Source organism: Methanosarcina horonobensis HB-1 = JCM 15518, assembly GCF_000970285.1.
In the GTDB taxonomy this organism is placed as follows: Archaea; Halobacteriota; Methanosarcinia; order Methanosarcinales; family Methanosarcinaceae; genus Methanosarcina; species Methanosarcina horonobensis.
The window spans coordinates 211,726-225,431 of record NZ_CP009516.1; the positions used below are offsets into that span (position 1 = coordinate 211,726).

General features: G+C 34.2%; 11 protein-coding genes and 1 pseudogene. 8 read left to right on the top strand and 4 right to left on the bottom strand.

Translation table 11 applies throughout. The annotated features are described in order from the left end of the window. Nucleotides 1-153: 153 nt before the first annotated feature. A pseudogene (locus MSHOH_RS25905) lies at nt 154-345 on the top strand (DapH/DapD/GlmU-related protein); the annotation flags it as partial. A gap of 303 nt (nt 346-648) precedes the next feature. On the opposite strand, the gene MSHOH_RS00940 reads toward MSHOH_RS25905, so the two are convergent. From MSHOH_RS00940 to MSHOH_RS00955, 4 genes are all read right to left on the bottom strand, one after another. After that, entirely contained in the window at nt 649-2,070 is a 1,422-nt protein-coding gene (locus MSHOH_RS00940) for a lipopolysaccharide biosynthesis protein (RefSeq protein ID WP_338037931.1), read from the bottom strand. 374 nt (nt 2,071-2,444) lie between these two features. Beyond that, nucleotides 2,445-3,458: an acyltransferase family protein gene (locus MSHOH_RS00945; protein WP_158024011.1), complete on the bottom strand. Its 1,014-nt coding sequence runs from the start codon at nt 3,456-3,458 to the stop codon at nt 2,445-2,447. A 217-nt stretch (nt 3,459-3,675) separates the two neighbouring features. After that, a complete protein-coding gene (locus MSHOH_RS00950) occupies nt 3,676-4,605 on the bottom strand; it encodes an SDR family oxidoreductase (RefSeq protein ID WP_048136736.1) in 930 nt (309 codons plus the stop codon). A 4-nt stretch (nt 4,606-4,609) separates the two neighbouring features. Beyond that, nucleotides 4,610-6,385, bottom strand: coding sequence for a nucleotide sugar dehydrogenase (locus MSHOH_RS00955; RefSeq protein ID WP_082089187.1), 1,776 nt, complete (start codon nt 6,383-6,385; stop codon nt 4,610-4,612). A gap of 630 nt (nt 6,386-7,015) precedes the next feature. On the opposite strand from MSHOH_RS00955, the gene MSHOH_RS25500 reads away from it, so the two are divergent. The 7 genes from MSHOH_RS25500 (at nt 7,016) to MSHOH_RS21825 (ending at nt 13,701) form a co-directional block, all read left to right on the top strand. Continuing rightward, on the top strand, nt 7,016-7,150 hold the full coding sequence (locus MSHOH_RS25500) for a hypothetical protein (protein WP_269851765.1): 135 nt from the start codon (nt 7,016-7,018) through the stop codon (nt 7,148-7,150). 420 nt (nt 7,151-7,570) lie between these two features. Beyond that, entirely contained in the window at nt 7,571-7,897 is a 327-nt protein-coding gene (locus MSHOH_RS00960; RefSeq protein ID WP_048136737.1) for a hypothetical protein, read from the top strand. A 58-nt stretch (nt 7,898-7,955) separates the two neighbouring features. Further along, complete coding sequence (locus tag MSHOH_RS00965; RefSeq protein ID WP_048136738.1) at nt 7,956-8,846, top strand: glycosyltransferase family 2 protein; 891 nt, start codon at nt 7,956-7,958, stop codon at nt 8,844-8,846. A gap of 23 nt (nt 8,847-8,869) precedes the next feature. Next, on the top strand, nt 8,870-9,799 hold the full coding sequence (locus tag MSHOH_RS00970) for a glycosyltransferase (protein WP_048136739.1): 930 nt from the start codon (nt 8,870-8,872) through the stop codon (nt 9,797-9,799). Continuing rightward, complete coding sequence (locus tag MSHOH_RS00975; RefSeq protein ID WP_048136740.1) at nt 9,800-11,251, top strand: B12-binding domain-containing radical SAM protein; 1,452 nt, start codon at nt 9,800-9,802, stop codon at nt 11,249-11,251. Between the two features lie 100 nt (nt 11,252-11,351). Further along, a complete protein-coding gene (locus tag MSHOH_RS00980) occupies nt 11,352-12,545 on the top strand; it encodes a polysaccharide pyruvyl transferase family protein (RefSeq protein ID WP_048136741.1) in 1,194 nt (397 codons plus the stop codon). Next, nucleotides 12,484-13,701 carry a glycosyltransferase family 4 protein gene (locus MSHOH_RS21825; RefSeq protein ID WP_158024012.1) on the top strand — a complete coding sequence of 406 codons (1,218 nt, stop codon included), beginning with the start codon at nt 12,484-12,486 and terminating at the stop codon, nt 13,699-13,701. Before MSHOH_RS00980 ends, MSHOH_RS21825 begins: the two co-directional genes overlap by 62 nt. Nucleotides 13,702-13,706 lie beyond the last annotated feature (5 nt).

Here is a 13,706-nt window from a genome sequence, read left to right on the forward strand (position 1 = left end):
AATAATTGTGCATTCAATGATTATGTACTTCTTAATGCAAGAAATAAACTATATATTGGAGACAATGTGGTTTTTTCTTCCGGCGCGACCATTCATACGGCAGGTTTAATGTACAATGATCCTCAAAAGAGTCATCTCAGTAAAAAAATATCAATTGAAGATGACGTATGGATCGGAACAAATGCAACTATTTTGCCTGGAGTAACTATTGGAAAAAACAGTGTAATAGGTGCCGGAGCAGTAGTTAATAAAAGTATTCCTCCGAATTCAGTTGTAGTAGGAATACCTGCTAAGATTATTAAGACTATAGATTTTTTTGATCGAAACGAAGATAATTATCATTAGCTTGAATAAATTTCTTTTTTTCATTTATCTGACTTTCCGCAGATGTCTTCAAAAAAATAACATTTTTCCTGTTATCGTTTTTGGAGAATTATTCGAATATCTTTAATTATTATCCCAACTGAATCTTCGGGAAATGGCTGCTGGAGGCTTTTAATGAAGGCAAAAGGTCGAGAATTGTAGGACATTTAAAAAACACATGCTTGAGTAACCAAGGAGATTTCCAGAAAAAACGATAGCAAGAAAAATTATGAAAATTGAAAGGACATCTGCGGAAAGTGAGATTTATGATTCTACTAATTTTTCTCAGGCTTCCGAATAGTTTTGATCAACTGAAAAAGAGGATTTTTTCACTGCTTTTAACATTTTTTCTATGATTATAATCTCAACAATAGCCATTGATATAGAACAGAGTGCATATAAGATAATTGCAGCAATCCCTGCTCCAATAATTCCAATCGCACTTAGTAACCATTTTAATGTAATTAAATATATAATAGTTGCTACTAACTGAATCCAGAAAGATATTTTAGGTTTACCTATTGATAGCATTGCAGGTTGTAACGGGAATGAAAAAATAGCTATAACCATTGCTAACATATACATTATTGTTAGTGATTGTGCTGCAACATAGCTTGATCCAAAAAAAGTTTGGATAGCCCATGACCCAAACATTATAAAACCTATCCAAATAAAGGTCGCACTTGCTCCGGCGATAAGTCCTGAACGTATTATCAACTTTTTAAACGCTAATATTTCTTTCTTTGCCCATAATTTTGAAAGTTCTGGATATATCGATTGATACAATGAATCAGAACACATCGCCGGTATCGAGGCAAGTTGTTTTGCGACTTTATACAGACCGGCTCCTTCCGCACCTGCTATTCCTCCTATAATTAAGGTATCAACTTCTTTTCGACCCAAACCTACTGATCCAGTCAAGTTTGTTGTCAATACGAAGTTAAAGATCCCAGGGTTGAGGGAATTAATTTCTTTTAAAGGAACCTTAAAAACACCAGTGTAACCTTGAATCTGAAGTTCTCTCCAACCTAAGCTAAATAGTAAAATTTGTCCAATAATCGTAGTAGTTATATATAAACTAATTACCGTCCATAAATCTATGTTGAGATAGAAAATTATAGCAATTCCTGTTAGTTTTACTGTTGCAGTTATTATATGTATGATTGCGAATAACCGAAATTTATTGAATAGTCTAAGTACTCCTGTAGGAGTCCCTGATAAGTTAAAAAGAATAGTTAGACTATAGAATGTTGCCATATTTACAGTATCATTATTCCATGATAACCATGAACCAATTATTGAAACAATCAAAATTGCTGTTATTGTCCCCACAATTGCTGTTAGCACGTCGATGAGTGTACAAAACTTAACAACACCTTTAAACCTATTAATATTCTTGTTTTCTAGAGCATCTCCTCCATATTTTATCATGGCTTGCCAAGACTGAAAGTTAACAACGCCATCAACAAGCGTTACATATGAGATAATAAGAGTAAATAATCCAAACTGACTTGGCCCAAGGACACGGGCCATAAGTACAAAAGTAGTAAGCCCTAGAATCCATGCAATCATATTTGCGCTTAAGAGAGTGCCTGCATTCTTGAATAGCCGCTGGAATAAGTCATCTTTGAACCATATTCTAATTCTCTCGAATAAGTAATTTCGAAATATATTTTCTAAATTTTTAATCTTAGAGCCTCCATAAATTTTTCATTTAAATGTCGTACCCATTCTTAAAACAAAAGCCAATGCTACTAATGATAGTTTATGCTCTTTTTACAGGCCATCCAAGTATTTGTTTTTCAAGTGAGTATAAATCTGACTTTTACAGGTATCTCTCTAGTGTCGGGTCAACGATTAAATGTCGAATAAAATTGGCTACAATCATTCATAATCATTCGATCCTTTAGGATTGATGCGACACTAGTGTTGATTTTTTAGAATACCAATTATTTATGCAATTAGTTATCTTTAAATTTCAGTTTCGTGTTACTCTTATTAACTGATTTAACATTTTTACTAAGGACTACAAAATTTTTTGTAAAACATTGATGACCAAGAAATCGGCCTATTAACTTCTATTACACGAATTTAGATATTATTGATAACGTCAAATCAAAAAAAATCACAAGTACAATAGATACAGTTAAGCTAAATGAAATTATTATCCTTTTAGTCGTCCTCTCTTTCCCGAGCGTGCTTATTTCTTTAATCTGTGAGTTAACATTAGTATCATATTTCTTATTTTTTGTAGTTCTGATGCATAATCTTTGGATATAATAGGAAAAAATAATTACAATAGGAATTCCTAACAGTACTAGCAGCAATCCTTCAGCTGATTGACTTAAATCTAATGAATTTAAACATAATTTTACTACTGTTAATATTTGAAGATGGAATAGATATATAGAATAAGAAGATTCTGAGATAAAGGATATTAATTTTGATTTTTTGAAAAATGAACCTTTGTTATCATTTCCAATTGTAAGGGCACAACTTAAGGCTCCTATAAGAAATACTAGATAATATCGGAAGAAATCCATACTTATAATATTGTATTTTATTTTTAGTACAAAAAAGATAAATAAAAATAATATCGAATACATCACAAGCTCTTGATTATTTTTTGAAAAATAAACAATAATCGAATAGGATATATAGTATAAAAAAATGATCCCGATAAACCAAAGTCCTGGCATATGAAACTGAGGAAAAAATCCTTGTAATCCAGTTAAATGAATTAAAATATTTATATAACTTATATTTAGATTAAATGGCTTTACTATTTCTGAATCTAAGCTAAGATAGCCAAATAATATTAAAGAACATAAAATCGATACACAATAAAGTGGATAAATTCTTATTACCTTTTTTTTAAGAAAAATACTTATTTCTTTCTTTGATTTAATTCGATCATTATATTGAAGCAAATATCCAGAAATAAAAAAGAAAATAGTTAATCCTATTATAGCAAAGTAGTAATCATACGTTTCTATAAATTGTGATTTTGCAAAGTTATCTATATGAGAAAAAATAACTAATAAAATTGCTAAAGCACGTAAATAATCTAGCTCAAATAGTTTCTTTTTTTCCATACTCTCACTGATATGTATCATTTTTCTATTCTCTTCAAACTCAAGAATTTTTCTTCAAAAAATATGATAATTATATAGCTATAAAGATGAATTTGCCTTTTATTGTGTTCTTTTTAAATTTGGGTAGTTTTAAACTTTTTCCACAATGTAAGACTCATTCTCCCATACTTTTTGAAGAAAATAGTTATCTTTCACAAGACTATCGGATCTCAAATGTTTAAACTTCTTTAAACCATGACATTGTTCCAAGCAATTCCTCTTTAAATTCATTTTTTGGAGTATATCCAATTCCTTTAGCTCTTGAAATGTCTGCAAGGGAATGTTTTATATCTCCAGGTCTCGTAGAAACATATTCAGGCTTTATTTCTTTGTTAAGTATTTCGTTGATGTTGTTTACTAGTTCATTTATTGTAATTCTCCTTCCACATGCAATATTGAAAACTCCAGTCTGATCTGACTCACAGGAGAGTATATTCGCATCAACAACATTCTGAACAAATGTAAAATCTCTACTCTGTTCCCCATCCCCGTATATCACTGGACTCTCATCATTCAAAATCGCAGTAATAAATTTAGGAATTACAGCAGCATACTGGGAATTAGGATCCTGCCTTGGACCAAAAACATTGAAATACCTTAGACTAACTGTTGGAAGCCCATAGAGGTCTTGAAAAACCCTGCAGTACATTTCTCCGGTTGCTTTTGTAATTGCATATGGAGACATTGGATTTATGGGCATATCTTCTCTTTTTGGAAGAGTTGGAGTGTCGCCGTACACTGAAGAGGATGAAGAAAATATTACTTTCTTAACTCCAGTGTCTCTTGCAGCTATTAAAACATTCAGTGTTCCTGTTACATTGGAACTATTTGAACTGAAAGGATCCTTCACACTTCTTGGAACACTGGGAATAGCTGCAAGATGAAAGACATAATCTTTATCTTTGAAAATTTCTGTTAAATTTAAATCTACTATGCTGCCTTTTATTACAGTTAGGTTCTTGTGGTCTAGCAGATGTTTTATATTTTCAATTTTGCCTGTAGATTCGTTATCTATGACTGTTACTTTGTTGTCCTCAAGTAACTTCTCAGTAAGGTGGGAGCCGATAAAACCCATCCCGCCAGTGACTACTACTTTTTTATTTTCCAAAAGATCATCTCTTGTAAACTTGTGAAACGGTTGAAATTTTTGAAGTTTGCTTTTGAAGTTTGCTTTCCCGAACTTCTTTTTTTATCCTCTGGATGTGCCCTCTTCCAAGAGCTTTGACTTCACAGCCGAGTTCGAAATATCTTCTTATTTTTTCGTCGGGTAATATCCCGAAGCAGTCAATAACTGCAATAGGTCCGCCTGCCATTTCTACAATGGCTTCCGGCTCAAGAGTAAAATATTGATCATGTGGAACTGCAAAAATCAGAGCTTCTATGCCTTTAACAGCTGCTGGGAATTCATTTTTCATTTTCAGCTCTGTTAGACCATCCTGATTTCTAAAGAAACGTTTCCAGGACTGGCCGGATGCCGGATATGTGTCCTGGCTTTCCATCTCGTACCAGTGGTCTACATATGGGTCGTGGACACGCATCTCAGCGCCCATTTCCGTAAGTTTCCTTACAACAATTTCGCTTCCGCTGTATCTGGTATCTCCTACATCCTGCCTGTAGCTTGCTCCACAGATCAGGACCTCTGCTCCGGCAATATACCGGTCCATATTCCGTAGAGCGTCCCTTGTGAGCTCGGCTACGTGAAGAGCCCTGGTATCGTTAACGTCGATTGATGTTGGAGTGATTTTAAACACATCATCTCCATCTTCAAAACCCAGAATGTGCTTGTATGCCCAGTAACCCAGCCCTCCGTCTTTTGGAAGACAGTAGCCGCCTATTCCCGGACCTGGGAAAATTATATTGCTGTGGGTCGGGCGCATTTTTATTGCATTTATCACTTTTATAACGTCCACACCGTTTCTTTCGGAAAAAAGGCTCCATTCATTGAGGAATGCGAGTATTGTCGCACGATATGAATTTTCAATAATTTTTGCAGTTTCGGATTCTATTGGCCTGTCCATTACCGTCAGGGGGTGGTCTCCGGTATTGATAACTTCTTTTAAGAATTTTTCAACTTTTTCTTTTGCTTCGTTATTGCAGCCAGCGCAGACCCTCCAGAAATCGCGCACACTTGCAACATAATCTTTTCCTGGCATCACTCTTTCATAGCTGTGTGCAAGCAGAGGGGTCGAATCTATTCCACGCTTGTAAAATGCTTTTTTTAGGAGTGGAAGTGCAACGAATTCTGTAGTTCCTGGAGCAACGGTTGTCTCGATCAGGACAAGGCAATCAGGGCGGATGTTTTCTCCAATTGTTTTCATAGAGGATTCGAGTGCAGCCATATCTGCTTCGCCGGATCTGACGTTTCCAAGCTCACACTTTATGTAATCACATTGAATATCTACCACGACAACATCTGCAAGTTTCAGGCAGTCATTTGTGTAGGTAGCTACCAATGTTTTTGTTTCAAGAACACAACGCTTTATAATCTCATCTACTTCTTTATCTTCTGATTTTACAGGAGACTGTCCTCTGTTGAGCAGAGGAATCTTCCAGTAACTGCGGATGCTTGGTCTCTGACAGCCAATTACAAATTTACTGTAGTTACCATTTTCGTTTTTTGTATCTGCTATAATCGCAGCCATTACAGCTCCAACGAATCCGACTCCCATTACAACAACAATTTCTTTTCCTTCTATTCGGGCTTGATTTACGAGTTTTTCAATTCTTTTGAATTCCTTTTCATACTCTTCAGGAACGGGAAGTGGAAATTTTTCTCCTTCTGGACTAACCGAATAGTCTTTAATTTGAGGAGTAAAGTCTATAAGTGAGTCCCTCTCATCTTGGAGGACTTCAGTTTCAATAAAATGGCTTTTAATTTGAGTAGACATACCTTTCTCTCCAAGAATTTCAGTTAAATTATTTTTTAACTCAAATCTTTTTAAACTCAAATATATTTTTGATGAAGACTTTGTGCCGAAATAACTGCAATTTTCATACTTTTTACCGTATCTTTGTCAAGTAAACTCTTCAGAAATACTAGTTTTTCAATATGTAACTTACTAAATTATTTTAACCTATCGTTTCCCTTTAAACGCTCAGAGCATATCGATTTTTATAAAAAAGAATATTTACCCGAACCTTCATTTTTTTAGACAGTTTGAATTATTCTCTTATTCCATGAGAAATCTTTAAATAGTTCTTTCTAACTAAGATCGCCTCTAACGAAAGCCAAAAACAGATTCTATTTATTGAGCAAAATTGCAGTGTAAAGAAAAGTGAAATTATAAGAATATAGAAAATTCAAAATCAAAGATTTCAGGTTTGTTTTAACATTTTCAGCTCGATAAGCTTTAGCTGCAAAATATCTTTTTTCTGTCAGGCCAGGTTCTTTGAGAATATCTGTTCCGCTTTTCGAGATCTCAAGGTTCTGATAAGCTGCGTCAACAACCGTGTTTCCTGTAACAAAGATTTAACCGTGATTCTTCCGGCTTACAATGAAGAGGTCTCCATAGGCAGTGTTGTCCTTAGGTAGCGTTGTCCTGCTCGCCAGGCGGTACGCCGACAGGGTGATCGTGGTTGATGACGGAAGTTCGGACAGGACGGTCGAAGCTGCAGTAATGGCAGAGGCTGAGGTGGTTATGTCTTCCTTATGATTTCCTTTTCCCTTGTTAGCGCATCGTCATTATGAAAGAAATAGTCGAGCGTTAGATGGCAGGGGTATTCAGGCAGATAGAACCTGAGTAATATATTTATTCAATAACAATTAGTTAAGTTTAATAATTAGTATCTCTATTCAGTATTAGTAGTTCAATAGAATATCCGATATTTCAATTTAATAATAGGTTATTTAATTTAATCAATTTCAATAATGAGGTCATTAATCATTATTCAAGTTCGGCAACTGGAGCATTAAGGCAAGTTATGTACTGTTTTTATGCCTATTATGCTTTGATAGTCACACATGACCTTATTTATTCTTTTATAAATTTATTTATTCACTATATAGTTTATATAGTAAAACCTCCCATTATTTTTCATTAAATCTTTATATCTATTATTCAGGGGTTATTCGAATGAATGAAAAATCGTACATGGGAAAGGCTACCTATGTAATAGTCAAAAAAGAGGAAAATACGCTTACTAGAGGCTCAGACGTTAGTAGTGTAAACAGTATCGTGCCAACTTATGAAGACGCGATATCTCTCGGAAGTATCTTTTTACTTAGCAAACTTTACATTGATATCCAGCTTCTTTATCCTGTTTCGTACCCATCCGCAGTAACCCTATATACCTGGCATTTTCCGCCTTTTATTCTTCTTTCTTTTTTGTTTTTTCTCTTTCAATACTTTTTTTCTTCTTACTCTCCGCTCAAATTGTTTTCATCAATACTGGAGGGCTAAATATTTTTTAGTGATAATTTTTTGACTACTACCCCCACAAAATTCAGAGATGTCCCCCATGACCCTAACAATTGCGGCAATGCCCGCCTATAATGAATCCGAATCAATTGCAAACGTAATCCTGGGCTGCAGGAAATACGTCGACAAAATAGTTGTCGTCGATGACGGCAGCCTTGACAACACCGCCGAGCTCGCTGAAACCCTTGGTGCCTACGTAGTCCGCCATGAAACCAATAAAGGTTACGGAGCAGCATTGAATAATTGTTTTGAAACAGCTCGCAAGCTCGATGCACACGCAATGGTCATAATCGATTCTGACGGCCAGCACGACCCTCATGAGATTCCCAAACTTCTTGAACCCTTAAAACAGGGATTTGACCTGGTAATAGGTTCAAGGTTCGTTAACGGCAACGGTAAAAACGTCCCTCTCTACCGGAAATTCGGAATGAAAGTTCTCGATATTGCAACTATTATGGCAGGCGGTCTTCGCGTTACGGATTCTCAAAGCGGCTACCGTGCCTACGGTAAAAAAGCTATTGAAAATATAAATCTAAGCGGCTCCGATATGTCGGCAGGCTCTGAAATTCTCCTTCAGGCTAGGGATCATCATCTGAAACATACTGAGGTGGAGATCCATTGCAGGTACGATGTAGAAGATCGTTCCAGTCAACATCCATTTTTACATGGGCCTAAGGTCCTATTTCAACTTTTAAGAGATATGGAGTACAGGAGACCCTTATACTATTTTACAGCTCCTGGAATGTTTTTAGGTACAATTGGGATGTTCATGGGACTGAAATTTTTACAAACTTTTTATCTCGGTGGAAGTCTGAGTTTTGGGCCTACATTGTTGATGATGCTACTGACTATTGTCGGAATGTTCATGGCGTTTACGGGAATTATATTGCATGCGATCTCCAAGATGATATGCCAGATCAAATATAGCTAAAATAATCACTGGGGGTCATCTTTTTGAATCGTGATATCTCTGTTATAGTACCAGTAAAAAATGGCGAAAGAAATATTGGTGACTGTCTTAAAGCTATTTTTAATCAAACAATTACTCCATTAGAAGTGATTGTTGTAGATGGTCATTCGACAGATCAAACACTCGAAATCGTGAGAAAGTTTCCAGTAAATATATTTTACGAGGATTATAGAACTGTCGGTGGAGCTCGTAAAGTTGGAGTTGAAAAGGCAACAGGGTACTATGTTGCGTTTACAGATGCTGATTGCATACCTGAAACCGATTGGCTGGAAAATTTGATTAAAGAGCTTAAAGATGATATTGTAGGTGTAGGTGGAGCAACAGTTAACATTGGTAATGGGATCTGGGAAAAATCGATTGCGTTAGCACTAGATTCATTTCTTGGAAGTGCAAACTCAGTTCAAGACAGAACTCTTGATGTCTCAAAAACTGTAAAAAGCATCAGTGGTTGTAATAGTTTGTATAGAAAGAGTGATCTTTTGGAGATTGGAAACTTTAATCCTTGTCTTGCTTTCAATGAAGATACAGAGTTAAACAAAAGGTTGCTCAGTATTGGTAAGATTCTTTATACCCCAGATGCAAAAGTTTATCATCATCAGGATCGCGGATTGAAAGACTTTTCTAAAAGAATATTTTTGTTTGGGCAAGGTCGTGCTATAAACAAACTACCAGATTTGCAGATAGTACCACCCATCATCGCATTAATATGTTTCTTTTTAATGTTCATATCTTTAAAAGCATTCGTTTTCATGTTAATTCTTTATTTCTCACTTATATTCATTTTTGATGTTCTAATCTTTCTAAAGCATCAGAAAATACCTTACTTGTTTTCAGTCCCCATAATATTTATCTTAGAACATTTGGCTTATACACTTGGTTTTTGGAGAGGCATTGCAAAAATAGTTGGTGTTTAAATGAAAGTTTATTTGTTAAATCCCCCTTATTATCCACATTTCGGAAGAGGTGCCAGATGGCAGGATACCGGCAGAGGAGGTACCCTTTACTATCCGATATGGTTATCTTATGCGACGGCTCTTCTTGAAGAAGATAACGAAGTTAGATTGGTTGATGCTCCTGCATGGGGCTGGGACAAAGAGGATGTTATAAAGGATATTGGTATATTCAAACCAAATTTACTGGTTATTGACAGCAGTTTTCCCAGTTTAAATAATGATATAAACGTTGCAGAATCAATAAAAAGAAGCTACAATGAGATAAAAATTGTACTTGTAGGACCACCAGCTTCTCAATTTTCAGAAAAAATTCTTGAGAGTAATGGAATTGATATTGTAGCGAGATGGGAATATGATTTTACACTAAAAGAAGTTGCCGAGAAGTTTGAAAATGGAGATGACTGGTTAAAAGACATTAAAGGTATCTCTTTCAAGAAAGATGGAAAAGTTATTCATAGTTCCGATAGAGCTTTTTCAACCTCTGAAGATCTCGACAAAATACCTTTTGTTTCTAAAGTATATAAGAAGCATCTACATATTAATGATTATTTCTTAGGTCAATCTCTGTATCCAGAAGTTCAGATTTTTACAGGAAGGGGATGTCCAAATAGATGTACTTTCTGTTCATGGCCTCAAACATTAATGGGTAGAAAATACAGATATCGGTCTGTTTCAAATTTACTAGATGAAGTTGAATGGATTGGGAAGAATCTTAGTGTAAAAGAGATATTTTTTGAAGATGATACCTTTACATTAAGTAAAAATAGAGTTCTTGAATTCTGTAAAGGTTATAGAGATAGAAAACTAAAGATAGTATGGGCCTGCAATGCAAGGGTAGATTCTTTAGATTTAGAAACAATGAAAGCAATGAAAAAAGCAAATTGCAGATTGCTAATTGCAGGTTATGAGTCAGGAAGCGATGTGATTTTGAAAAACGTTAAAAAAGGGATTACAGTTGACCAAATAAAAGAATTTTCTAAAAATGCTAAAAAAGCTCGTTTACTTGTTCATGGAGACATAATATTTGGTCTACCGGGTGAAACTAAAGAAACGATTAATAAGACTAAACAACTTATTCGGACTGTAAAGCCGGATATTCTTCAGGTTGCTGTAGCCTCTCCCTTTCCAGGAACGGAATTCTATGAATATTGTAAAAATAATAGCTGTCTCTTGACAAATGATCCAAACAAATACTTGGATGAAAAAGGTCATCAAAAAGCAATAATCTCATATCCTGCATTGAGTAATGAAGACATGGTCAGTGAAGTAAACACTTTACTGAAGAACTATTATCTTTCCTTACAATATGTGCCTCTTGCATTTAATCAAATATTTCGAAAAAACGGCTTTCAAGAATTGAAAAGATTGTTGTTCTCAGCTAAAATGTTTCTAGGATATGTCAACGAAAAATAAAAAAGCAGAATACTATTTTATAATTCTTGAATTCCTTAAAGCCATCTTATATTGTTTCCGAGATTAAGATATTATTGTGCATTTTTTAAGGGGATTTTGCATGGACGACAAAAAATTGGTTTTATTATCTGGTACTTATACAAACAAAGGTGGACTTGCAATAGTCTATGGGACTTTAAAAGTTCTTAACGAATTAGGAATAAAAACAAAATATATTGTTGATCCTGAACCTTCGTTTCCTGATTCTTTTTATAAGAAATTTAATCTAACCCCTATATATAGATGGTCTCATAAATTTGGAACTGGAGAAACAAAATCGTTAACCTTATTAAGTTCAGTTAGACCCTTTGTGCATTTAATTAGGAATTTTTCATCAAGCCAAATAAAGCAACTACATGGTTACCCTATTTGGTACATTGGTGACAGTTCTCTAAACGATTACGGATCTGTACTTGCTTTACTTGGTCAAATAATTAACTTGTTATCACTAAAGTTATTTACTGGAGGTAAATTGCTTGTAAATGCATCAATGGGATATATGAGAACAGAAATAGGCGAATTTTTGTTAAAATTCTTTTTAAGATATGTAAATGTCTTCCTAGTGAGAGGTACAGCCTCTTATAAGAATATCACTCAAAGAGGAGTTCCAATAAGTAAGGTCTCGATTGTAAGTGACATGGCCTTTTTTTTAGACAAAAGCCAAACATCCAATACTAAAGAAATGTCAAATATAATCTCTAAATCTGAAAAGCCACCTATTGCCCTAATTTTTAAAAATTATTCAAAAGCAGAGAATAAGAGTATGTATATACACTCAATTAAGAAACTTGCCAATAGTCTAAAAAAAGATTACTGTATTTTTTTTGTTCCTACTTCTTATGTACCATATAAATATGAGAATGATTTGGAATTTCTCAACGAAATTGGAGTACAAAACATATTAAATATTAGTCATCTAGATCCTACCGAGATTATTGAAGTATTTACTAATTTTAAGGCTGTAATCACGTTAAGGCTTCATGGCGCTGTATATTCTACATTAGCGGGAGTACCCACTTATCATATATATGAGGCTGACAATAGCCTTGATGTCATAAGAGATACTTTTGGAGAATCAGTTCCTTTATTGCACATTTCTGATTTTATAATTGGGGATGTAGAGAAGATACATCAAGATGTTCAAAGATTAATCAATAGAAAAGATGAACTCTCATTTTCTATGAGACAATGTATTGAAGAAAACAAAGAGAAAACAATTGAAACTATTAAAAATTCACTTAAAAGCTATTTTTAAGGTGTGGGTTCAATTGAAAATATTATATGTGCTTCCATATGATTGGGGAGCAATGCCGCAGTATACAGCAGAACTTGCAAACGCTGTATCAAAGTATGAAGAGGTTACAGTAATAGGAAGCAAGGATATAAACAAAAAGTATTTCTCAGAAAGAGTTGAAATCATTAAAACTTTTGATAATTTTAATTTTTCGATGAACAATTTAAAAAATTTATTTTCATTGAAAACATTAAAAAGTTTTTTCTCATTTAGGAGTATTAATATCATTAATACAATAAATCCTGATATTGTACATTTAACTACACCTGTTATTCCTCCACTTTCCATATATATTTCATTATTCAAATTGGATACGAAATATAAGTTTGTTTATACAAAACATGGTATATTTTCAAACTCGGGCTTTAAGGAAAAAATACTTGAAGTATATGTTCTCGGATTTTTTGAAAAGCTTATTAATTTCGCAAAAATTATAGTACACACTCAAAAAGATAAAGATGCATTTCTTAATTTAAAGAAAGCAAATGAAGAAACTGTAGCAGTTATACCCCATGGAACTTACTCATTCTTCAAAAATTACGGGGGGTGCTATCCTGCCGAAAAAGATTGTATTCTTTTTTTCGGTAATATCAGAGAATATAAAGGGTTAAAATACTTAATCCAAGCTATTCCGCTTATACTAAAAGAGATTCCTGATTTGAAGGTTATAATTGCGGGAGAAGGGGACATTTCCGAATTCTCTTCATTCATAGAAAATAACAAATCTGTATTTGAAGTTTACAACGAATTCATCTCGGATGAAAAAGTATCTGAACTTTTTCAAAGAACAGAAATTGTGGTAATGCCTTATACAAAGATGAGTGGTCAAAGTGGAATTCTTAGCGTGGCACTTGCATTTAACAAACCAATTGTTTCTTCTAATGTTGGTGGGATAAACGAGGTTGTGGAAGATGGCATTACTGGGTTTCTAGTGCCACCTCAAAATTCAGAAGCTTTAGGTGATGCTATAATAAATATCCTAAAAAATGATACTCTTCTTAGCGATATGAAATCAAATCTTCTCGATAAATCTCAAGAACTATCATGGGATAACATCGCTAAGATACATATTGAATTATATAGCAAACTACTCAGTGATTCTCCCAAAAATAATTAATTCAA